Source organism: Sphingobacterium sp. UBA5996, from assembly GCF_002429765.1.
Classification (GTDB): domain Bacteria; phylum Bacteroidota; class Bacteroidia; order Sphingobacteriales; family Sphingobacteriaceae; genus Sphingobacterium.
Map to the genome: position 1 here is coordinate 71,892 of NZ_DJAS01000001.1, position 22,767 is coordinate 94,658.

The following is a 22,767-nucleotide window of genomic DNA, read 5'->3' on the forward strand; positions in this document are numbered from 1 at the left end:
CCAAAAACGTAACAAACGAATTTTCAATCTAAATACCTTATGAAAAAGTCCGTAAAAACCCTGCTATTGATGCTGATGCATGTGAATGGCTATGCCTTGAGCCAGCAGGCAGACAAGTCGATTGACCATGTCCGATTTAAACAGCTCGTCAAATCCATTGAGCAACGCAGCGATTATCGCTTTGTGTATGATCCCAATGAGATCAATCCGGATCTACCAGTAGATGTCAATTTAAACAACGCCAATATTCCTGAACTCCTCAGGCAGGCGTTCTCAGCTAAAGGCATACGCTACCAAATTGTCAAAAATACCATCGTGCTCCAGGGGAAGGGGGCTGCAAAGGCGGTCCAGATGACCATTTCCGGTCGGGTCAGCAATGGATCCGGTGCAGCGCTTGAAGGGGTTAGTGTACGCGTTAAAAATAAGGTAGCTAGTACGATGACCGATGCTAACGGTCGTTTTAGTTTAAATGGCCTGCAGCAGGATGATATACTCCTTTTAAGTTATGTGGGCTACCGCAGCAGGGAAGTCCGGGTGGGTAATAACGCACATGTGGAAATAAGCCTAGAGGTGGATCCGGGCAATCTGGATGAAGTGGTTGTGATCGGTTACGGTACATCTTCGGTGCGCAAAAATACCGGTTCGGTATCCAGTGTCACCGCTAAGGAAATCGAGACCCAGCCGGTATTGGATCCCCTGGGGGCGCTGCAAGGTCGTGTTGCAGGACTCAATATCGCATCCAATTCGGGATTGCCGGGCAGCTCTTTTCAGGTACAACTGCGTGGAGTCAATTCGCTCAGCAATGGCAGCAGTCCGCTCTACATTATTGATGGCATTCCATTTTCGGACGAAAGCATGAATCAGTTTGCCTCGGCCAATGGCAATCAAAGCCCACTTAGCCTGATTAACCCCAGGGATATTGAACGGATTGATGTCTTGAAGGATGCCGATGCAACAGCCATTTATGGATCCAGAGGGGGTAACGGCGTGATTTTGATCACAACGAAAAAGGGAAATAAAAGCGGACTTAAAATAGACTTTAATGCCAATGTGGGTACAGGTAAGGCGATTCGAAACCTCAAGATGCTCAATACCCAGCAGTATTTGGACATCCGTAGGGAAGGCTTTAAAAACGACAATTGGACAGCGACGGCAGATAATGCGCCAGATCTATTGACTTGGGATCAGTCCGCATCCAGTGACTGGCAAAAAGAGTTCTATGGTGCGCGTGCTCCTTTCTCAACGTATCAGCTCTCATTTTCCGGCGGAGATGAATATACCCAATATCTAGTTAGTACCAATTTTAATCGTCAGGGCGATCCTTTGCCCGGCAACCAGAATTATCAGCGTGGCGGAGCACTGCTCAATCTCGCGACACAGTCCAAAGACCAGCGCTTTAAACTCAACAGCAGTTTCAACCTTAACCTGGACCGTAATAATACCGTACCGACCGATATAGCGCAGTTTTATAACCTGGCGCCCAACTATCCTTTATATGATGAAAAGGGCGGCTATTATTGGTTCCAACAGAGTTTACAGAATCCCGCCGCCTATATGGAGCGCTCGAGTGTTTCGAAATCAAAATCCCTGCTGGCCAACCTGTCTGCCGAATATGCGATCTTACCCGAACTGGTCGCAAAAGTCAATGTGGGCTACAACCTCAAAAGCATGGACCAGACACGCCTGCTGCCCAATGCGGGATTTAATCCATTGACGAGCACGGGTTCAATGGCCTCTTACGGCAATTCGGATTATCAGTCCTATATCATTGAACCGCAATTAAACTACAGCAAAACCTTTGGTAAACATGATTTTAAACTACTTTTGGGGGGAACCTGGCAGCAAAGGGTCAGCGAAGGGAAATATTTCGATGGCAGCAGTTACCCGAGTGATTCGCAGCTAAACAATATCGGCGCTGCAGGTATCCTTGTGAATCGCAACAATCAGTATGCCGATTACCGTTACCAGTCTGCATTTGGCCGGATCAATTATGCCTATGCCGACAAATATCTATTGAATTTCAGCTACCGAAGGGATGGCTCTTCCCGCTTTGGGCCCAACAATAAGTACGGTAATTTTGGGTCGATCGGTGCAGCCTGGGTGTTCAGCAGCGAAAAATTTCTCCAAGATCAGTCTATCTTGAGCTTCGGGAAGCTTCGTGCGAGCTGGGGAGTGACGGGCAATGACCAGATCGGCGATTACCAATACCTGGATACCTGGGGAACGGGCTTCGCCTACCAGGGCATCACGGGGCTTTATCCAACCCGGGTGTTTAATCCCAATTTTGGATGGGAAGAAATTAAAAAGAAAGAACTGGGTCTCGACTTGGGTTTCATCAGAGATCGTATATTCCTTACGGCCAATTATTACAACAATAGATCGGATAATCAGCTGATCAATATCGTGCTCGCACCGCAGACCGGCTATAGTTCTTATTTTGGTAATACACCCGCACTGATTGAAAATAAGGGCTTTGAGTTAGAGCTGAGCAGCGTGAATATCCAGAAGGAAAAGTTCAGCTGGAAAACCAATTTCAATATCACTTTCCCTTACAATACCCTGCTGGAATATCCCGCTCTTGCAAGTAGCAGCGATGCACGACGATACGTCATTGGCGAGTCTACACGTATCGTCCGTGGATTTGAGTTTACGGGAGTGGATCCGCAAACCGGGGTCGCTCAATTCCGGGATGTGGATGGTGACGGGAAAATTACGGATTTCAACGATTATGTGACGCTGGGATCCCTGCTGCCAAGGTACTATGGTGGTATGGGCAATAATCTGAGTTATGGCGACATCAGCCTTGGATTCCTCTTTCAGTTTGTCAAACAGGAGGGGCCGTCCATTGGTTATGGGCCACAGGCAACAACCATTGGCGGATTGGGCAACCTGGATGAATATGTGTTAAACCGTTGGCAGCAGCCTGGAGATGTGACGGATGTACCACGCGCCACAGCCAATAGCGCCAACGAAGCCAATCTGGCTTACCGAAATTACTACCGCTATTCATCGGCAGTATGGGACGATGCGTCGTTCATCCGCTTAAAAAATGTATCACTCAGTTACGATATCTCCAAATGGGCAAAGAAGATCAATATGAGCCGCGCTGTGATACAGTTCAATGCGCAGAACCTCTTTACCTGGACAAGCTTCAGAGGTATGGATCCCGAGATGCCTGGTTTTGACCGCACTTATGTTTCGGATGTCAATCCCTTTGGTTCGGTGCGGAACAGCGCCACACCATCCATGCGTACCTATACCTTTGCGGTTCAGCTCACTTTTTAATGATCATAACACTAAAGACTTATACCATGAACAAATATATCATCTACAGCCTTTTTGCGACACCACTGCTTAACGTCTCCTGCAATAAATTTCTGGCCGTGGACCCACCCAAGACGGAAGTGGCAGCAGCGTCGGCTTTCAGTGACGAAAAGACGGCCACAGCAACCGTGGGCGGACTCTATACCAGTATCAACAACTACAATAACCAGTTCGCCAGTGGACTGATGAGCATTGTACTGTCCAGTCTGGCCGACGATTACAACTCAGCTTTTACAAGCTACGACGAGTACAAATACAATAAACTAAGTCCGGCCACGTCTTATCTCGACCGACTTTGGTCGCAACCTTATAGCTATATCAATCACAGCAATAAGATTATCGAGGGTGTTGAAGCCTCGGCGCTCAGTAGTACAGTAAAGGCGCAGCTATCGGCCGAGGCCCGTTTTACAAGGGTATTCAATTACTTTTACCTGAGCAACCTCTTCACTAAAGTGCCTTTGATCACAGATACCAAAGACTTGGAAGCCAACAATCAAAAGGGCCCAGCTTCGCGGGAAGCGCTTTACGCCTTTATGGTGGACGACCTAAAGAAAGCTGCTTCCGATATTTCAGATAACTACCAGGGCAATGAGCGTACGCGGCCGAATAGAAAAGCGGTGGATGCACTATTGGCCCGGGTATACCTTTATCAGGAAGACTGGGCGAATGCCGAAGCGATGGCAGACCAAGTTATCGCGGATAACCGATATGAACTGTCGCGCGATCTCAATACCGTTTTTTTGAAAACAAGCAAAGAAGCAATTTGGCAACTGCAGACGGTAAATCTTTCTACTGCCGGGGTCAACACCTGGGAGGGCTTTAGCATTGTTCCGACAGTAGCTACTGCACGAAGCTACTATCAGGTATACGATAGTACGGTGGCGGCCTATGAGGCAAACGACTTACGCAAAACCATGTGGTTAAAACCTTATGTGGTCAATAATAAGACCCTTTATATGCCATACAAGTACAAAGTGCGGACAGGCACTCCGATTACGGAGTATAATACGGTGTTACGCCTTGCCGAACAGTACCTGATCCGTGCCGAGGCGCGGCTCAATCAAAACAAATTGCAGGCAGCACTGCAAGACCTTAACCAGATCCGCGAACGTGCAGGCCTTGCTGCATTGCCACAAACCCTGGACAAAGGCGGCATCGCCCTGGCACTTGAAAAAGAGCGCCAGCTGGAACTGCTCGGCGAATGGGGGCACCGTTGGTTTGACTTGGTGCGAACAAACAGGGCGCTGCCTGTACTCTCAAAAATTAAAACAGACTTTAGCGAAAGCGATACCAAAATACCCATCGCTAGTGCTATCCTGGTAACCAATCCTAACCTCCAACAGAATGATTAGACTATATAAACATGCCTTGTGGCTTATTTTACTGCAGGTAACCATCATCGCGCAGGCACAGGTAACGATTATTCCGCAGAAAGCAGCAGCTGGAGATACGGTGACGATAAGCTTTGACCCCAGTCAATCTGCAGCAATTAAGAATGCCGGACCATTTTTCGTGGACTTCAACTATTCCAATTTTTATGAATATCCGAACCGTTTGCCGATGCAAAAGGAAAATGGGAAGTGGTGGGTACGCTTTAAACTGCCGCCCTACGCCAACTTTTCCTGTTTTACCATCGCCGATAAAGAAAAGAAATTTGTACAGCGGGCAAGCGATAGCAGTCAATATGAGATCTATATTTACAAGGATGGTCAGTTGATTTCCGGTAATTACCTGGGTAAATCGTATAGCGTACCGGTCCAAGATAAGACGTCGGATCATATCCTTGCTACACAGGAATATTACCTCAAGAAGGAGCTGAGCTTATATCCCGACAATTATGAGGCACAGCTCCGCCTGATTGTGCTACAGATGAAAAACGCTAGTCCCGACCAACAGGCGCAGCTGTTAAAAAAAGGCTTGGCAGTGGTGGAGCAAAAATTTAGAAGCAATCCACTTGTTGAAGGAAACCTCAACAAGGTGACGATGGGCTATCTGATACTGGGTCAAAACCAAAAAGTGGATTCGATCCGTCAGGTTGTGATCAATGAGTTTCCATACAAGAAAATCGGGATATCTTACCGGCTCAATCAGCTGTTCCGTGAGCAAGACTCCGCCAAGGTAGTGGCGCAGATAGGGCAGCTTCTTTCCCGCAAGACGACCGAAAACGAGGCGGCTTATGGCAGCGCGTATGAGTATCTTTTTAGCTACTATGTACGGCATGGCGACAGCGTACAAGCCAAGAAATATTTCCCGCTGATTACCCGTTGGGAACAAGATCCCTACAAATGGCGCGCTTACAATCAGTACGTACAACTGCTATTGGATCATAAGCTGATGCTCCAAGATGCCGCCAAACTCAACTTGTATCTGCTCGACAGTGTTGGATCTTATCCCGTGAGCTTAATACGTTATTTCCCCGAAACGGGTTATCTGGTTGCCCATGATCCGGCCAGGGCGGATAAGCTTGCTGCGATAAAAGCAGAAATCATAGCTAACCAGGGACTAATCAGCGCGCAGTTAAACCAACAGGAGACTGCCCGGAAATGGTTTACCAAAAGTATTCCGACACTTCAGTCGGCGCCGCTGCTTCGGGCAGTGGCCGTTCAATATCAGCGATGGAATGAGCCAGAAAATGCTTTACCCATATTGGAGGCGGCCTATCGTTATGCACCTTTCGATGCGACAACGCGTGAGCTTCTCGACAGCGCGATCGAGAAAATCGGCGTCAACAACCCTGTAACACGACGAGCCTATTATAGCAGGCTAGACAAGCAGTGGAAACAGGAATATGATCAGGAGTTCCAGAAAATCATCGGCAGTGCGCCATTTCCAGCGGACTTCAGTATCGTTGATATGGACAAAAAACCATTGCTTGAGTCGGGGCTGAAGGATAAAATTGTCATCATTGACTTTTGGGCAACGTGGTGTAAACCTTGCATTGCTTCTTTTCCTTATTTGCATCAAGTGTATAAGAAATATGCGGATGATCCGCTGGTAAAGTTTGTGGTACTCAACTCGGGCAGTGGTAATAGTTGGGAAGATGCCTACAAATGGGCACAGGCCAATCCCCAGTTTGACTTTCCATTTTATTACAACCAAGATAAAAAGCTTAGTGGTAAGCTGGATATAACGTCAATTCCGACAACATTGATCTTAGACAAAAAAGGAAATATCCGTTTTCGAAAGGTGGGGTTTGAGGGCGAAAAGCTGCTGCAGAGCCTAGATGCCATGATCGAATACCTAAAAGAATTGGAGGATAAATAGATTAAGCCAATTAACCGAACTATTAGGCTGTACGCTGAACTTTTCGATGCATAAAGATCACGCTGCACGGAATGTAGAAGCCGCCAAAAGGATAGCAACTTTTGGCGGTTATTTTTTTTGATAGTGCAAAAAAAGGGGATTAAAATGCAGATTAGCCAACCATCTGGGGATTATAACGGAAAATAAAGAGCAGAATTATCGCCAACTGAATATCTTGGGAAGATAGCTAAAAGGATGACTGGTACCAGAAAGGATGTAGGGAAGGTTATGGTTTTAAGGCGGTGATGCATGAAAGGCCTGTTTATAAACTCTGCATATATTTTTTTGGTTTTTTGCCTATATGCTTTTCAAATACTTTACTGAAATGACCGAGGTTTTCAAAGCCCATCTGATAGCCGGCTTCGGTGACGGTCAGCTTTTCTTCGCGTATAAGCCGCGCGGCTTCTTTCATGCGCATGAGCTGATAGTAATCGTAAATGCCCATGCCAAATATCTGTTTAAAGATTTTTCGAAGCTTTAGTTCGTTAATACCCGCTATCTGTTTTAATTCGGCAATGCTGCTTGAATCGCTTAAAGACGAAACAATTTTGTTCCTAACTTTATAAACCGCATCAATATCAAACTTACTGAGTTTCTGATCAGGCACCCTGCCACGCTTTTTTAAGCTTTCGAACAGGTAAAAGAGCAGTTCCATCGCTTTCATCTTGTAGTAAAAGCTTTTCATGCTCGACGGTTCTTGTTTTTTTACCAGCTCATTGATGGTCTGCAAGATATCATCGGTCATCAGTTCTTCGATCCAAAAATTGTTTGCACTTTCAAACACAAATTTAAAGGTTGACTCTTCTTCCTGTAAAAATGTTTTCAGGTAAGCCGCGCTCACACTGATGGAAACATAAGACAGGCGTGTACCTTTTTTTAAATGTAATGTCTGGCCTATGTTATACGGAAAGATACGCACATAGGGCGGCTCAGCCTTGTTTCGCGCTCTTGTCTTCGCATCTTTGCGCTCGATATCGTATTCAACTATATTGTAAAATATAAATCCTATGCCGTCGCTTATGTCAGACTGGCTTGTCATACGGGTAAAATCATTTTTTACATCGAATGATCCAATATGCATCGCCATATCGGGCAGAAAGGTAATGCCTTTAAAAAAGACCACATCGAAATGCTGTAAGACATTTTTGAAAATCACACCCAGCTTATTGGCAAACCGAGTAGCGTCATTTTCGACAGGAGTATCCATATGAGTTATTTTTTTCGAACATTAATAGTTTTTTTTCGAATATTTTACTTGTAAAGCTACAACTAAATTTGTGTTATAAATCAAGTTAACTCATTGAATATAGTGTAAGATGAAAAAAAAAGTATTGATTTCAGGTGCCAGTTTTTCAGGTTTAACATTAGCCTACTGGTTGAATAAATTTGGTTACTCCGTAACTATGGTGGAATTGGGGAAAGATCTGCGGACAGGAGGTTCGCCTATTGATGTGCGTGGTGAGGCATTGGACATTGCGCGTGAGATGGCTATTTTTGATCAGATCAAACAAAATGAATTCGTGCATACGGATGAAGTAGTGGATGCAAACGACCAAACGTTGGCCACTTTCTCCATCAACTCCTTGTCTGAATACCTAGGCGATATCGAGATTCATCGCGGAGATCTGGTGAAGATCATGTATGAAATTATTCCCGAAAAGGAGGTGAACATTGTTTTTGGCGACAGTATATCCGCACTGGTGCAACACGATGACAGGGTAGATGTATCGTTTGAAAAAGGAAGGCCGCAGTCTTACGATTTTGTCTTTGGCGCAGATGGAACCCATTCGATCGTGAGAAAACTTGTGTTCGGACCGGAAGCGGACTTTAAGAAGTTTCTGGGCGTCTATTTTGCATTTGCAAACGTTGATCAAATTCAAACAGGAAGACACAAGTCTACTGGCATTGTCTACCGCGAGCTTGGCAAACAGGCCGTCATCTACCAGTTTAAGCATGCTGCGAATGCAATACTTTTATTTCGTGCGCCAAAGTTAGATTGGAATTACCGAGATCGGCAACAACCAAAGGAAATTTTAAATGAATACTTTGGCGAAAACAGGAATTGGAAAATTCCGCAAATAATGGAAGCCATGCTCCAAACCGATGAACTCTATTTTGATGAAGCGTGTCAGATCAAAATGCCTTCCTGGACCAAAGGGCGGGTTGCTCTGATAGGTGATGCGGCCTATGCGCCTAGCTTCTTTACAGGTATGGGGACAAGTTTGGCAATGCAGGGGGCAACCTTATTGGCTAAAGAACTACAAGGCAATACCGATTATCAAATTGCTTTTGCAAATTACAATGCGCGCTTCAGGCCGTTCGTAGAGAATATTCAGGCACGTGTTGAGCATTCGTTGAAAATTCAGTTACCAGAAACGGAAGCAGAACTAGCGACATCGATTACCGCATTGAGCAATTCATCAAAGATGAGAACGATTTAATTGGGTGTCGGCTTTGAAACGACATTATCCGCTGTGTATTGCTTTTGTTACACTTAGTCTGTTTTGTGAACAAAAAATAATTTCAGTATTTATACGTTTTTTTTGCTTTTAAAACACTGTTGGCGGTATTATTTTGCGGTATTTAACAATTTATTAATTCGAAAATCTTTCAATTGGTATTTAGTTTGATGTAAATTAGATACATACGGTCATGGTGAGACCGCAACATTTATTTTAAACTTAAAACCAAAAGTTATGGCTTTCAAAGCAAGACTTCAGTTTTCAGGCAACGAATATGACGTGCTGAATGCTGACTACTCCTTTACCCGCGACGTCGATTCAAAGGGACGTCCTTCATCTTCAGTTTATGGTGGTACAATCAATGTCGAAGTAGAATCTACAGAAGATACTTCCGTCATCGAAGCTATGGTCAACAACCAATATAAGCCTATTGCAGGTACATTGTTGATCAAAAAACCGGACGAAGATGCCAAAATGAAAGAAATCAGATTTGAAGATGGTTACATTATTCGCTACGAGGAAGGAATCAACATAGTAGGATCACACGCAATGACCTACAAATTTGTGATTTCTGCACGTTCCATCAGCATTGGTGAAGCAACGAGCGAACAAGACTGGCCAAAAGCGTAACCCTTACAAACATCCGTAGGTGTATTGATAAGGCACGCTTTGGTAAGTAAACTTAAATTTTAAACCATTAAAAATTACGATTATGTCATTTAAAACAAGATTAACATTAGGAAGTAAGGAATACGATGTGATCCAGTGCAGGTTTTCCCTGCACCGTGATGTGGACTCTAAAGGACGTCCGTCATCGTCTGTATATGGCGGTACAATTACGGTTGAGGTCGAATCGACCGAAGATACCTCGGTCATTGAAGCGATGGTAAACAATCAGTATAAAACTGTGAACGGCAAGATCACGTTTAAAAAGAGTGAGGAAGATGCGACCATGAAAGAACTCAAATTTCAGGACGCGTATATCATCCAATATAATGAAGGAATTTCGGTCACCAACGATAAACCCATGACACTATCTCTGGTATTGTCATCGCGGGTGCTGGAAATGCAAAATGCATCACTGGAAAATGATTGGCCTAAAGCTTAAAAAGCTGCAATAGACCATGAAATTTGGAAAGACGGTCTATCGCAAGAAAGACCGTCTTTTTTGTAAACTCTATGAACAGCTAATTTATGTATTTTGATAAGCCAAAATTATTGATTGAGATGCATATTGACGGAAAGGAAGTGTCGCATTTCCTTTCGTTCAATATTCGTCAGCGTTTTAATGCCCACCACGAGTTTGAACTCCGAATAGAGCACGGTAAGCTCGGTATTCCGGGATTGATTAATTTACAGGATAGCCGCGCTTATGTAGGGCGTACACTGGCGATTTCTTTTGGCTACGCGCAGGGAAACATGCAAAATTTTTCGGGCATCATTACCGAAGTCTCCTTGACGCAAAACCATGGTTACCAAGGGGTGTTGCAAATTAAAGGCTACAGCCCGACCATATTGATCGATCGTGGCAAAGACCTGGGGTCTTATTATGGAAAATCACTCGGCGATATTGTCAAGTTGGCTACCCAGGATGTCGTACAGAACGATCTACATATGCATGTAAACCCCAGTAGATCTGAACCGATTGATTACCTGATCCAATACCGGGAAAGCGATTTTGAATTTCTCAACCGCCTATCTGCCGAGTACCTCGAATGGTTTTATTACGATGGTGAGCGCCTTCATTTTGGCAAACCATCGGACTTACCCGCTGGAAAGGTGACCTATGGACGCGAAGTGAGCCGGCTCGATTACGGTATCCAGATCCGCCCGGTCAACCACCGCCGCTTTAGCTACTTGCCTCAACATGATCAGTTGCTGGAAAGTACCAGCAACGTGAAATCGGATGGTCATCCGGATCAGGTTTTTGCCATGCAGCGGGCTTCCGAAACCTTTAGTAAAGTGTTTAGTCAACCCCTGGACATCCGTGTGGATACACAGGGTGAACTGCAGCGTATCGTGCAACATCAGGAAGAGGCCAATGTAGGGCAGCTGCTCCAGGTGTCGTGCGACAGTGATTCACCGGCTATCCGTCTTGGTGCGCACATAGAAATTGAGACAAGCCTGCGTCAGGACCTGAGCTTTGTAACCGATACCCTCGGTAAATTCCTGATTACCGAAGTGGAACACCACTTTGATGATGTGGGCCGCTATACCAATCGGTTTAATGGCATTTTAGCGAGTACAGAACGTATACCGGTGCGCGAATATATACGGCCACAGCCAGATATGCAGATGGCAGATGTCGTGGACAACAACGACCCCAGTGGTCAGGGAAGGATAAGGGTGCGTTTCAAGTGGCAATGTGCTAATAATGACGAAACCGAATGGTTGCGCATCATCACGCCGAATGCAGGTACGGGCGACCGGGGTGTCAATCGGGGTTTCCTTTCGATCCCCGAAATTGGTGATCACGTCATTGTGGCTTTTGAAGAGGGCAGCGTAGCGCGGCCTGTGGTAATGGGGAGCTTATACAACCAAAGTACGGCAGATAGTACGCCGCAGATTCAGAACCACCTTAAGAGCATTACCACGCGGTCGGGTCATCTGATTGAATTTGACGATAGTCAGTCTACACAGGGTATAAAAATAACGGATATCAAAGGAAATATTGTTCATATCGATAGCCAGGGCAGCAATGTGACGATTACAGCACTGGAAAATATGACGTTAAACTGTAAAAATATGCAGATTAATGTCACCGAAAATATGGATGTACAGGTAGGTAAAGATCAAAGTACGTCTGTTGGCAACAACCAGACCGTTTCTGTGTCTAAAGATATCGCGACTACCGCAGGCAATAATTATTCGCTCACCGCTACTGGAGATATTAGTGAAGATTCGGACAACCGTACCGAGATTGCCAGCAAAGATTTTAACCGACAATCCGAAACATCGAACGAGCTGGCATCGGAAATGACCATCTTTAGCAATAAGGAAAACATGACCTTGCAGAGCGGAAAAACAATTGAAATAAACAGTGTCGAGAAATCTAAACTTTTTTAGCGCATGATTAAAAGGAACGACATAGATAAGATCTTTTTACTCCTGTTTATGCTGATGAGTATCTTTTCGAGTTGTCAGGAATCAAAAATGAGCGAAAAAAAATACATATGGAGTGGGGCCCTTGTTGCGCCCAAGGAATACCCGGTGGAAATATATGATGGGGCTTTGATTAGTGAAGATTATACCTACCGTTTTGGTCCGATCTATGGAATAATACAGCAAGGCTGGAGCGTACAGTCTAAGGGAATGGGATCACCGGATGAGCCCGTAGCGCTTCCCGACGAACTGCAGATGACTTGGTATGCTATTCAGGAGGAAAAATTCTATACTGGAAAGTGGAAACTGGATAAACAGCAGATTACCACCATCTGGGAAGAAGGAGCGATAGATGTCCGCACACAAAAAAAAGATGATTTTAAAACTTTGATTGTTGGCCTTGCTCCAGAAGGGAGACTGGCTCTTTGGGCGGATGGACAGCGGCAGGTACTGTTAGCTACCTTTCAGGCGCATGACACCACCATAACGCCAGAAACGGCACATGAGGATTTCGAACACTTCTTTCGGAAGGAATATCGCGACGCAGCCTATCAACCTCAAAAATTATATGGTGACGAACTGTATGCTACTTTGGAAGGCCAGGGTTGGCCAAAGCCACAGCTGTATATGGAGTACAATAAAAAATATGCATGGAAATTTGCTATAGAGGGCATTAAAATAGGCCCTAAAGATTATTTTTTTTATCAGTGCTTCAATGGAGAAAGGGATATGCCTTTGAACACCGACAGTGCGAATACGAATCTGCCGAAAGCCATTCCGGAGCATGTGTATGTGAAATGGGCAGATGGGGATAAGCAGTATGGGGTGGCTGACGTAAAATTTAAGTATGAGATCCTCAAAAAAGCATTTGAGGAATTTGAGCCAACGGAAAAGATCGACTTGCTGTTTGAGATAGATCCTTCGGCTAATGTATTGAATACCTATTTGCGCTCATCTTCTAAAAAGATAAAAATTGTAGGCTACGAACCGGCATTGGTCCGGGTCGATAATTAGATCGTATGGCAAACGTTGAATTTAAGGAATATAATCCACCGCCAAGGAATACGCCTAAGCAATACAGCGTGACGATTGATATATTTTTTGACGGCACAAAAAATAACAAAAACAATACGGATGCGCGCCGGACGGGGCATAGTTCCTTCGCCAAATTTGGAAAGTCAGACGATGAATCCAGCTACCAGAATGACTGGTCTAATGTAGCGCGGCTTTGGGAGAATTGTACCAATACCAACCGCCTCTATATTGAGGGAATAGGAACCACCGACCGCCAAAAGGATTCGACTATGGGCTATGCGTTTGGTTCGGGTTTTACGGGTATCCGTTTTAAGGTGCGTAAAGGTTGTGAACAGTCCGCTGATATCATCAAAAGAGTGTTCGAAGAAAATGCGGGTAAAGTGCTTCGGCAGATTATTTTTAATGTGTACGGCTTTAGCCGCGGTGCGGCGGCAGCCCGCAATTTTGTCTACGAGATCGGCAAGGCAGCCTATAAGGGCCGAAAGGTAGAGGCCGAGGGAATAACGGCTTATTACGACGGTGATAATATGCCTGCCCGCGAGGAAATGCCTGCAGGAGGGCACCTTGGCTATGCCTTGAAGCTTAAAGGGATTAATTTAAACCCTGCTCATGTGATTGTTAATTTCCTTGGCATTTTTGATACGGTTGCTTCCTATTCTGAACTTCCCATACCGCGCTTTTCTAACGATATCGCAGAACTCAATCTGAATACGCTCGGAAAGGCACAACATGTGGTGCATTTTACGGCCCGCGATGAGATGCGGGAGAACTTCTCGCTTACGCGTACGCCGAAAGGAATTGAAAAGGATCTGCCAGGAGTGCACTCCGATATCGGTGGAAGCTACCTCAGTGGGCCAGAAATCAAACAGGAAATTGAGACGGCCATGTTAAGAGGTACATTGGAGCGACTGCGCGATAGATTGATTGCCGACGGTTGGTATAAGCCCGGTGAATTGACTATTACCGATGGCTGGTACTGGGCATTGCGGGGTGAGAAACGTATGGTTCACAAAGAATATAGCTTTATACCGCTACATTTTATGGGACAGTTTGGTAAAGACAACAATGCAGCGTTGGACCGCGGCAAAATGGAGGCTAAATATTCGATCAGCGGACATGCGGTACTGCAGAGCACAAAGTCCAAATTGAGTGCTTATGTCTTTAACGGCGCAGCTTATCCGTACGGTGGCAAACAGTTAACAAGTGCTAATTTGAATGAACTAAAAGCTCTGCGTTATGGTTATTTTCATCGATCGGCGCGTAGAGAGGGTATCGGAATGGATCCAAATAACAACTGGCAACGGGTGGAGTTAAAATAGAAACGTTATATCATTTTTTGAAATCCGGGACAGGAGGTAATATGGCAATTTTAAAACAAGCAACGAATATTAAAATAAATGTGCAAGCAAAATATAGCTTACAGGTTACTGGGAAGGTACAGAAGCTTGCTGATAAGCTCAATGCGGAAGCGCGTGAAGGAAATTTGATATTGGCGAGTAATAAAAGGGTGCATGGTCGTGGAAACAAGGAGGGCGAAATATGACAAAGAGATTCAGTTTGTTGGTTGATGATGATTCCCAGGGCGTTGGTTACCAATCGCCTTTGCTGGAAGCTAATAATGAGCAGAACAGTATTCCAATATTGAAGCAAATCAAATTCCAGCAACTGAACCTACAATGGCCGATCAATAGTTGGCGAAAATATGGCGTGCAAATAGATTTCTCGGAGGGAGATGAAAAAAACGAAATTAAATTTGAAACGGTAATTACGCGTTTGGAAGACCATTCTACGGGCGATCGTGTCGTTGAGATCAACCGTTCTGAGGATATATGGATCAATGAAAAGGAACCCGATTTGGTGATGGACAAATTGGCACACGAAACCGGAAAGGTGATTTACCCACTTCAGCTAAGGGTGAACGCTCTTGGGGAAGCGATAGCTATAGAAAATCACCCAGCGATAGTTAAACGCTGGACAGCGACGAAAAAGAATCTATCGAGTTATTTTGAAGGTGAATTTTTTGACAAGTATATTGTCAAAACTGAAGCTGTCTTATTCGATCTCGACCGTTTTACTTTTGCTGTGCTCTATCGGGACTGGTTTATGCAAAGCTATTTTCTTCCGATTTTTAAAAACTATGGCGAAGACAAAACACGGTGGGATTATTTTAAATTTCCATTGCCTGCAAGCTTCGCAAATCCGGGATTTTTTACCCAACAGACTATTGTCGAACACACAACCGATCAAGGAGCAATTGAGTTAATCCACCAAGGCGAGCTAAAAGAAGACGAAGGTTTAACAATTCAGAAATACAAAGGTAATTATGAAGCGCTCATCAGATTAAACCCTTTTCATAATCATATAGTGGCTTACAAAGGGCAGTGGCAGTTTAGAGAGCGCGATAAAGATATGACTGTAGAAATAAAATATTTTGAATTGGACAATCCAGCTCTTTTTTCAAAAAATAATTGGACTATAGCAAATCAATCTCAGGCGGCGGAACCTGAAAAGGAAAGACAAGCGAGTTTTTTAAAGAAATTATTTGATTAACTATGGCAGAAAAACATGTAGTCGTACAAGGTGCCGAATGTATGTGTAAATTCGGTACCAGCCCTGATAAATTAAAAGTATTGAAGAATTCCAAGGAATTTGTAAACGATAAAAATGCCACAAAAAAGAGTATCGCGAGTACGGTAGATCTAGGTGCCACGTTTGAAAAGAATATGTTTGGATCTTGTTCCAAGCTTAATAACAAACCTTGCAATGCAGTGGTATCCGAATGGTCCAATTATTACCAAGATATTATTTTAAAAAATGGAGGAAAGATACTTTTGGAAGATTCCAAAGGGACTTGCCCTATAGGTGGAAAAGATTGTATATCCATTGTGCAACATGGACAGAAGGCCGAACCGTCTGATGAGAACAAAAAAAATGCAGACGAAAATGTACAGAGTCAGTTAAATCCAATGGATATACCTGATGAGCTTTCTACAACAAGTCAAGAAGAGGTTATTGATGCTTAATTCGTATTTATGGCAAAGAAAGGTGTAAAAAGAATTGATGTACTCCCCGGAACTCCGCTAATAAGCAAGAACAGTTCGGTCATTGTGATACCTGCCGCTACAGCTGTCAAGTTTCAGGTAGCGGAATGGTTTCCGGGAACATCCGAAGCCGAAAAAAAAGGTGAAGTATTCTGGATCAGGCAATCGGAAAATAGAGGTGTGGATTACTTTAAGCAAAAGAAAAAATTCAACGACTATAGTTTATCAATTCCAAAGAGCTTGGCAGGGGGTACGCGGTTTTATTTGGAAGCCAGTTTAACCGGCTTTAAAGATAAGGAAATTACTGGGGTATTTGTTCGCGCTTACGCGCCTTATCGCGTGGTGAAATCCTATTGGAAAGAAAATACACCGAACAACAACCTACAGATTCATAATGGCAACCCCACACAATTCAACCGTCCACTACTGCTCAATCTTGTTTTGGAAGGTGTCAATGATTATGAATGTATCGTGGAGATTTATAATTGTGAGGCAAACCTGTTTTCAGCGACCGATGATCAGCTCGTAGGTACGTACACACGAACTGTAAAAAATGGCGAATTAAATCTGGAGATTGCTGCTTCGGAAACCATGCGATGGAAAACAAAAATGGGATTTAAGAAACCCAAAGAGCGCTTTTACATTATGATCAGGGTTAAAGGGCAGAAGGGATATATCAAAGATACCACACCTAAAGAAGATATACGCCATGCAGTACATCTGTATATTCTCAACCAGGTCGGCGTTTGGCTAGAACCCGTGATGCCAACGACCAATAAAGTCGTCACAGTAAATGAGAATGAAGCCAAGCCGCAGAAGAATGACCACTGTAAATTTCAGACAATCAGTGTTCATGATCGCGAAAAGGTAACGATTTTATTTAACGAGAAAGACCCTAAGACCTTCGCTGTAGCGGAAAAGAATTATCGCTTTTCATTTGACCTTTTTTACGGAACGGATCAGTATGAAGTGCCGCAGGAATCAAAGGCTATATTGAATAATATTGTAAAATTCTTAAAAAATAATCCCCAGATATCCGCCAAGGTTGAATCCTTTGCTGATATACGTAATACCCATGAATATAATCAAAACTTAACCGATAAGCGTGCTAACCGAATCTTGAGCTACCTGTATACCAATGGAGTAAGCAATCGTCTGACAGTAGGTTCATATGGTGAATCAAAAGCCAAACAGTTTCAGTATTTGACGAATGAAGACCGCCCGATCCATCAAATTAATCGTAAGACGGCGATTTCCTTTGATCTGAAAAATCTCAAACGTATTTTTTATAATACCATTCTCCCTAATATCGAACAGCAGACCGATCTGTCTATTTATATAAAAGGCTTCGATACGGCGGGATGCTTATTTAAAGGCGATAAAAAGCATGATAAGAATAAAGCCAAATACCTTGAATTAGTCAACGTTAATCAAAGCCGCGAAGCGGTTAAGGATATCAGTATCTCCGGTGAAAAGCTGAATATAAAAGTGTTTTCGTTTGAAGCAGGTATGTTTCCGACTCAGATCGCATTGACTCCAAATCGGTATGAATTACGCATCAATTCCTGTGCTTATTTCCCAGACAAATCGCAGACTACTGTTGTCGTAAATGCATTTACGGACGCGGTATGGATTATACACGCAGTGTATGATTATACCGGGAAATATCCTTTGAACTGCCGCGGGACCGCAGTGGATACGCCGATTGTTCGTGGTATAGCGGGGTTGATGGAAAAGGCACAGCCGTATATCGATCTCTATCTTAAGGTGCTGGCGTATTTTCCAATGATGGGACCTCTGCATGGTGAACTTTTGAAATTGGTGATCGAGTACTTTAAGTCCGAGGCTGAGATGTACGGTTTAGGCTATGGAAAAAAATGGAATTTTAGCGGAGGTAAATTTGGAAAAGAAGAAAGCTATGCACAAGGTAATCAGGATCTGGTTGAAAAAGGGATATTGACACTCACCATTTTGGTTATGATTGTCGAAATCATTATAGCGGTATTGACAATGGGGGAATCTGCAGCGACAAAACTTCCAAAGCTTAAAAAATTGGCTAAGGGAATTAAGAAGGTGCAAGATGCTGGAAAGAAAGTCACCGACCTCGGATTTGATTTTATATTTCCGAAAGTTGCATTTACCTATGGCTCATACCTCGAAAAAGTGAACAAAATTGTTCATTTTGTCACACAGTTTAATATCAAAGCAGACCCTGTGATCGGAATAAAGTTTGCTAAGAAATTGGAATTAAAAGATTTATTGGCAAACTCCTTTATACAAAATGATAAAGATCTAGCCGATTCTTTAGAAAAAGAAAAAATAAATCGCGATGATTTGTTAAAAGATAATTTGAAAAAAACTGCTCGAAATAAATTAGCTGGTAAACTAACGGATGGTATAGGTGAAGGATTTCAGACATTATTAGATGAGGCAGGTGTAGACGCTAAAATCAGTATTTTCTTTTCAGGAGAAATTAAACAGGAATACCAGCTAAAAGTGTCCGCACCTGCTAGCTACGAGCAATATGATGGCAAGGTCGAGGTGAAAAATCAGCTCGTTTCTGGTTTTAATAACAGTGCCGGTAAGTCTATCGGCGAATCTTCCATTAAAATGAGCGCGAGATTAGAAGCAAAAGGTAGAGTTCACTTAGTAGGCTGCGTACCTATAGATCCTTTTTCTGCCCAGCGTTATTTTGGGAATTTCGCTACGCGTATTGATGCTTTTCTTTCTGCAAGCATGGAATCTCATTTTAACCATACACGCACCTGGAGTGCTGGGGATCGTGAAGGGCTTTATTATCAAGACACGATTTACTTTTCGGGCATTAAAGGAAAAGTACAGTTAGATTTTAAGAAAGATAGAACTCAAAATAGAACTTGGGATGATGAAGCTAAGAAAATTAGTTTAATCGATACGGAATTTAATCTATTTGGTGAGCACACATTTAAAATGCCGAAAATTCAATTATTATGATTTATGAGAAATATCATCTTTTTATTATTAGCGGTTTCAATTGTATCATGTCAAAATAATATTAACAGAATGAATAATCCTCCTATTACTAGCACCGTTGGAAAAACAGTTAATGCAGCAAATGCAGTAGAGTCTCAATTGAAGTTCGTAAAACGTTATGCAAAGGAACCGTTGTATTATATTTACATCGATCACGAGCAGTGTTTTTTCGAGATCCTTGTGAATGATATCCCCGCATTTCAATATTTTCAGGATGGTGGTATTATGTCGCCCATAACTTTGAATAATTATATAGCTAAATCCGGAAAACAGAAAATAACTTATCGTCTTTACCCGCAGACGGAACGTGAACATGGCGAAGGGTTTCAAGAATTGACACCGTTTACCCGATTTAATTTGACACTTTTCTCGAGAGATAATATGGATACAGTTGCTGGTTTCGATCATCAAGTTCAGTTACTAGAACATGCTAATTTAAAAAAAGAAGATGGTAAGACCTTTATAGGAGCAGGTTTACCGTACTATGAGTATACAGTTACTTTCGACGCTTCAGTACCGTATGAAGTCCCTGCGCTAGCTAACGCAACGGATTTAAGCAAATTACCGAAAGATGTGCTTGAAGAGAAAACACTTGAAGCTTATAACTATTTTAGGGATTTGATAGCAAATAAAAATAAAGATGTATATAGTGCACTAGTTTTTAATAGTGATGTGAGGCAGATTGTAAGCTTATATCAGGATGAAAATGATGTCCGTGAAGGTGGGAATGAAGATATGTTTTATTTTGACAATCCTACTTTTAAAGTCGAGCCTATAAAGGATTTTACCTTAAAACTTTATGGAGATGGGAAGCTCGTTTGCCTGGAGCATAGTTCTTTGGACTTACGCCTCCGGGGTGGTTCTGCAATTTGGGGTAAGTATAAAGGAGATACAGGTGGTACCTTTGCGCGTTTTTTAAGCCTGTATTTATACATCCCTAAAGGAAAAGACTCATTTGAAATTTGGTAAAGAAAAATATTTAGCCGTAACCCTTTTAAAACACTTTACTAAAGAGGCAATGAAAACTATTAAGGCAGTTAATACGTTATCTAATTAATATAGACTTAATATTGAATTAAGAGGAATTGCCGGTCAGAGAGTTATAAAGATAACTGATAGCAAATGTAAAATCTTATTATAAATAGATTGTTGAAAATGAGTGTTTTATTGCGTATTTTTTCCATTATCTCATATAGAATGCGTACAGCGTCACGCTTGATGAAACGGAAAGTAAACCCTAGCACTATCACGATAAGCCGATTAAACCCAATAGTTTAAGGATTTGTGGCCTGTTTTTTGCTTTTTATGATCAGGGGTAATTTAACTATCGTGCTAGTTTGAATATCCCTGTGGAAAGAATAGTCTTGTCATTAAGGTTACCTTATCCTCGTATAGTTTTATTAATTATCCAAATTGTGAAGTAATGTGATTTTAGAATAAATTGTGATCTATGAAGCCTATAAACCAAAAAGAGATAAATGCGGCATACCGCAAATTTATCATTTCATTCACCTTTCTACTACTGATAGCATTATCCAGCTTATTCCTCTATTTAAAAGCTTCTGAAAAAGAATACGTGATCTTAAAAGAGCAATATGAAGAAGTGGAAAATTTAATGAACGCCCGCACGGATATCAATAGACAATTTGCGCAGATCAATCAATATTTCAAAGATATTGGGCAAGGCGATGTCGATATGTCTGCGGTAGCACGAAAGCGGGTGCTCCAGAATGAAATTGCAAAAGGGTCGGGACATATCGGAAGGGTCATCGATGGGCTGAAAGTGGATAGCAGTAGGGCAAGCTTAAAGCTTTATCGCAGATTGAATAAGGATATCCTATTGGTATCGCGCCTACAGGATTCTTTATTTTCCACTAAAAACGTAATTGAAAGCAAACGAATGCAGCTTCAGAGTTGTATTACCATGAATAATCAAATTAACAAAGTTGTAAACCAAGGTTCTATAGTAGGGAGATAAGGTATGATTAAACTAAGCTTAGTCGAACGACGTGAACATTTTTTGCTGCTGCTGGCCGCATTTGTATTGGCAATGACATTATTGGGGTACGTTTTATTTTACAGCGACGGTCCGCGATTTGCCATCTCTAAAGAAGATCTTGCCCTGCGTATACGTGACGATCAAAAGTTTGAGGAATCGGCTAATTTGGCTTTGAAATATGTTGATAGCGCTTCGGCGCAGATCAAAAGATTTGATCCGACCGTACAGGCCGTTTTTATTGAAAATGATATTAAAAAGACCTTCTCGGACATTAATGCTTTATACGCACAAAATAGTTTCGATAGTCGATATAGTATTTTTGCGCAAGGTGCATTGTTTTACGAGAATTATTACGTCGACAGGCGGGAGTTGAAAGGTAATCTCAATGATATTGAGCGCATTTCCAAAAACCTCGACGACTGCATTGTGAACCGGAAACAATTGCAGCAAACGATCAATATGATGAATTCACGCTAATTGCAAATTTTGAAAATCATTTTTTAATTAATCAATTGTAACTAAATGGATAGGAATTTTATCGAAGAGGGCGACGAACGGAATGTCTCAAAAAGCAACCCTCGTATTTACTTGTTTATCATTATCTTTTTGGTCGTCGCTCTTTTAGCAGGGTTGATTTATTTTTTCAAGGTCTATACGCGATCGGAAGAGAAGATTAGCGCCAAAATTAATAAAACTGAAATCTACCTAAATGAAGATCTGATTTATGCCGACAACACCAATGGCGCTAAAAAATGGCTTTGGGAATTTGGAAACGGCGATAAGTCGACAAAACAGCAAGGTACTTACCGCTTTAATAAGGTTGGGTCTTATGTGGTCAGACTCACCGTGAATGAGAATCTGCGTGAACAGTTCTTCGTTTCTGTGAAAGACAGTGTGGTCCATTCGATAGCACAGGATACCACATTGTTTATCAGCGGTTCTACAAACGGTATCGTGCTCGAAGAGATCCGTTTGGAAGCAAATGGCCCTGGTGAAATATTCGAATGGTGGTTTGGTGAAACCGGAAAGGTGGATGCAATCGGTAAATCGGCTTTATATACCTATACGAAGCCCGGTGTTTATCAGGTGCGGCTGCGCTCGGATAAAAGTTCAAAATTTGCTACACACAACATCCGTATTGTTGACCCGGCAGCAGACATTAATCAGCTGGTCACGCCGGGCAAAGGAGCGCAGGATGCCTTAAACGATCTGAAAGAAAAAATTCAGGATATCGCTAATGGAGCCGATTTTAACTCAAAATATAGTTACATCTTATCGAAATACCTCTGTGGGGACGAAAAAGTGAAAGTGAACGTCGAAATGGATGGTAAGAAAAAACAGATGGATATTTACGCGTATCTCATGGGACTTACTTTTTCAAAAGGGGTTACCATCAATGAAGTCACAGTGGAAAGCGCTTCGACGCCAAACGCCACAAAAGAATGTCCTACTTTAATTAAAGTTAAACAATCAAAATAAAGCCAAGCGC

General features: G+C 42.7%; 18 protein-coding genes. 17 read left to right on the plus strand and 1 reads right to left on the minus strand.

Translation table 11 applies throughout. The features are described 5' to 3' along the window. Nucleotides 1-39 precede the first annotated feature (39 nt). Genes B3E00_RS00290 through B3E00_RS00300 form a run of 3 tightly spaced genes read left to right on the plus strand, consistent with a single transcriptional unit; the run spans nucleotide 40 to nucleotide 6,588 of the window. Complete coding sequence (locus B3E00_RS00290) at nucleotides 40-3,285, plus strand: TonB-dependent receptor (RefSeq protein WP_293936165.1); 3,246 nt, start codon at nucleotides 40-42, stop codon at nucleotides 3,283-3,285. Between the two features lie 26 nt (nucleotides 3,286-3,311). After that, nucleotides 3,312-4,676: a RagB/SusD family nutrient uptake outer membrane protein gene (locus B3E00_RS00295; protein WP_293936167.1), complete on the plus strand. Its 1,365-nt coding sequence runs from the start codon at nucleotides 3,312-3,314 to the stop codon at nucleotides 4,674-4,676. Beyond that, entirely contained in the window at nucleotides 4,669-6,588 is a 1,920-nt protein-coding gene (locus B3E00_RS00300) for a TlpA family protein disulfide reductase (protein ID WP_293936169.1), read from the plus strand. The genes B3E00_RS00295 and B3E00_RS00300 overlap by 8 nt, the downstream gene beginning before the upstream one ends. 301 nt (nucleotides 6,589-6,889) lie before the next feature. On the opposite strand, the gene B3E00_RS00305 is transcribed toward B3E00_RS00300, so the two are convergent. Then, nucleotides 6,890-7,834: a helix-turn-helix domain-containing protein gene (locus B3E00_RS00305; RefSeq protein WP_293936171.1), complete on the minus strand. Its 945-nt coding sequence runs from the start codon at nucleotides 7,832-7,834 to the stop codon at nucleotides 6,890-6,892. A gap of 109 nt (nucleotides 7,835-7,943) precedes the next feature. Here B3E00_RS00305 and B3E00_RS00310 point away from each other — a divergent pair, with 109 nt between their 5' ends. The 14 genes from B3E00_RS00310 (at nucleotide 7,944) to B3E00_RS00375 (ending at nucleotide 22,757) form a co-directional block, all read left to right on the plus strand. Next, nucleotides 7,944-9,068, plus strand: a complete 1,125-nt coding sequence (locus tag B3E00_RS00310; RefSeq protein WP_293936172.1) for an FAD-dependent monooxygenase — start codon at nucleotides 7,944-7,946, stop codon at nucleotides 9,066-9,068. 255 nt (nucleotides 9,069-9,323) lie between these two features. Next, nucleotides 9,324-9,719 (plus strand): type VI secretion system tube protein TssD, encoded by a 396-nt coding sequence (tssD, locus tag B3E00_RS00315; RefSeq protein WP_120257239.1) that lies wholly within the window; start codon nucleotides 9,324-9,326, stop codon nucleotides 9,717-9,719. An 82-nt stretch (nucleotides 9,720-9,801) separates the two neighbouring features. Further along, a complete protein-coding gene (gene tssD, locus B3E00_RS00320) occupies nucleotides 9,802-10,197 on the plus strand; it encodes a type VI secretion system tube protein TssD (protein WP_209579760.1) in 396 nt (131 codons plus the stop codon). A gap of 86 nt (nucleotides 10,198-10,283) precedes the next feature. Next, nucleotides 10,284-12,155: a type VI secretion system Vgr family protein gene (locus B3E00_RS00325; protein WP_293936173.1), complete on the plus strand. Its 1,872-nt coding sequence runs from the start codon at nucleotides 10,284-10,286 to the stop codon at nucleotides 12,153-12,155. Nucleotides 12,156-12,158: 3 nt separating this feature from the next. Continuing rightward, entirely contained in the window at nucleotides 12,159-13,205 is a 1,047-nt protein-coding gene (locus B3E00_RS00330; RefSeq protein ID WP_293936174.1) for a DUF2931 family protein, read from the plus strand. Nucleotides 13,206-13,210: 5 nt separating this feature from the next. Further along, nucleotides 13,211-14,545, plus strand: coding sequence for a T6SS phospholipase effector Tle1-like catalytic domain-containing protein (locus B3E00_RS00335; protein WP_293936175.1), 1,335 nt, complete (start codon nucleotides 13,211-13,213; stop codon nucleotides 14,543-14,545). Between the two features lie 41 nt (nucleotides 14,546-14,586). After that, entirely contained in the window at nucleotides 14,587-14,769 is a 183-nt protein-coding gene (locus B3E00_RS00340; protein WP_209579765.1) for a hypothetical protein, read from the plus strand. Continuing rightward, entirely contained in the window at nucleotides 14,766-15,776 is a 1,011-nt protein-coding gene (locus B3E00_RS00345; protein WP_293936180.1) for a hypothetical protein, read from the plus strand. The genes B3E00_RS00340 and B3E00_RS00345 overlap by 4 nt, the downstream gene beginning before the upstream one ends. 2 nt (nucleotides 15,777-15,778) lie before the next feature. Beyond that, nucleotides 15,779-16,249 carry a DUF4280 domain-containing protein gene (locus B3E00_RS00350; RefSeq protein ID WP_209579769.1) on the plus strand — a complete coding sequence of 157 codons (471 nt, stop codon included), beginning with the start codon at nucleotides 15,779-15,781 and terminating at the stop codon, nucleotides 16,247-16,249. Between the two features lie 9 nt (nucleotides 16,250-16,258). Beyond that, on the plus strand, nucleotides 16,259-19,240 hold the full coding sequence (locus B3E00_RS00355; RefSeq protein ID WP_209579771.1) for an OmpA family protein: 2,982 nt from the start codon (nucleotides 16,259-16,261) through the stop codon (nucleotides 19,238-19,240). Between the two features lie 69 nt (nucleotides 19,241-19,309). Beyond that, complete coding sequence (locus tag B3E00_RS00360; protein WP_209579774.1) at nucleotides 19,310-20,248, plus strand: hypothetical protein; 939 nt, start codon at nucleotides 19,310-19,312, stop codon at nucleotides 20,246-20,248. A gap of 481 nt (nucleotides 20,249-20,729) precedes the next feature. Next, nucleotides 20,730-21,257 (plus strand): hypothetical protein, encoded by a 528-nt coding sequence (locus B3E00_RS00365; RefSeq protein WP_293936182.1) that lies wholly within the window; start codon nucleotides 20,730-20,732, stop codon nucleotides 21,255-21,257. 3 nt (nucleotides 21,258-21,260) lie between these two features. Continuing rightward, a complete protein-coding gene (tssO, locus tag B3E00_RS00370) occupies nucleotides 21,261-21,755 on the plus strand; it encodes a type VI secretion system TssO (protein WP_209579778.1) in 495 nt (164 codons plus the stop codon). Nucleotides 21,756-21,800: 45 nt separating this feature from the next. Beyond that, a complete protein-coding gene (locus B3E00_RS00375; RefSeq protein WP_293936184.1) occupies nucleotides 21,801-22,757 on the plus strand; it encodes a PKD domain-containing protein in 957 nt (318 codons plus the stop codon). Nucleotides 22,758-22,767: the final 10 nt, after the last annotated feature.

What these genes read in the sequence shown, in the direction of transcription:
- B3E00_RS00305 (WP_293936171.1), bottom strand. Translation starts at nt 7,834, where the DNA reads ATGGATACTCCTGTCGAAAATGACGCTACTCGGTTTGCCAATAAGCTG.
- B3E00_RS00365 (WP_293936182.1), top strand. Translation starts at nt 20,730, where the DNA reads ATGAAGCCTATAAACCAAAAAGAGATAAATGCGGCATACCGCAAATTT.
- tssD (WP_120257239.1), top strand. Translation starts at nt 9,324, where the DNA reads ATGGCTTTCAAAGCAAGACTTCAGTTTTCAGGCAACGAATATGACGTG.
- B3E00_RS00290 (WP_293936165.1), top strand. Translation starts at nt 40, where the DNA reads ATGAAAAAGTCCGTAAAAACCCTGCTATTGATGCTGATGCATGTGAAT.
- B3E00_RS00310 (WP_293936172.1), top strand. Translation starts at nt 7,944, where the DNA reads ATGAAAAAAAAAGTATTGATTTCAGGTGCCAGTTTTTCAGGTTTAACA.
- B3E00_RS00330 (WP_293936174.1), top strand. Translation starts at nt 12,159, where the DNA reads ATGATTAAAAGGAACGACATAGATAAGATCTTTTTACTCCTGTTTATG.
- B3E00_RS00355 (WP_209579771.1), top strand. Translation starts at nt 16,259, where the DNA reads ATGGCAAAGAAAGGTGTAAAAAGAATTGATGTACTCCCCGGAACTCCG.
- tssD (WP_209579760.1), top strand. Translation starts at nt 9,802, where the DNA reads ATGTCATTTAAAACAAGATTAACATTAGGAAGTAAGGAATACGATGTG.
- B3E00_RS00350 (WP_209579769.1), top strand. Translation starts at nt 15,779, where the DNA reads ATGGCAGAAAAACATGTAGTCGTACAAGGTGCCGAATGTATGTGTAAA.
- B3E00_RS00335 (WP_293936175.1), top strand. Translation starts at nt 13,211, where the DNA reads ATGGCAAACGTTGAATTTAAGGAATATAATCCACCGCCAAGGAATACG.
- B3E00_RS00300 (WP_293936169.1), top strand. Translation starts at nt 4,669, where the DNA reads ATGATTAGACTATATAAACATGCCTTGTGGCTTATTTTACTGCAGGTA.
- B3E00_RS00375 (WP_293936184.1), top strand. Translation starts at nt 21,801, where the DNA reads ATGGATAGGAATTTTATCGAAGAGGGCGACGAACGGAATGTCTCAAAA.
- B3E00_RS00360 (WP_209579774.1), top strand. Translation starts at nt 19,310, where the DNA reads ATGAATAATCCTCCTATTACTAGCACCGTTGGAAAAACAGTTAATGCA.
- B3E00_RS00295 (WP_293936167.1), top strand. Translation starts at nt 3,312, where the DNA reads ATGAACAAATATATCATCTACAGCCTTTTTGCGACACCACTGCTTAAC.
- tssO (WP_209579778.1), top strand. Translation starts at nt 21,261, where the DNA reads ATGATTAAACTAAGCTTAGTCGAACGACGTGAACATTTTTTGCTGCTG.
- B3E00_RS00325 (WP_293936173.1), top strand. Translation starts at nt 10,284, where the DNA reads ATGTATTTTGATAAGCCAAAATTATTGATTGAGATGCATATTGACGGA.
- B3E00_RS00340 (WP_209579765.1), top strand. Translation starts at nt 14,587, where the DNA reads ATGGCAATTTTAAAACAAGCAACGAATATTAAAATAAATGTGCAAGCA.
- B3E00_RS00345 (WP_293936180.1), top strand. Translation starts at nt 14,766, where the DNA reads ATGACAAAGAGATTCAGTTTGTTGGTTGATGATGATTCCCAGGGCGTT.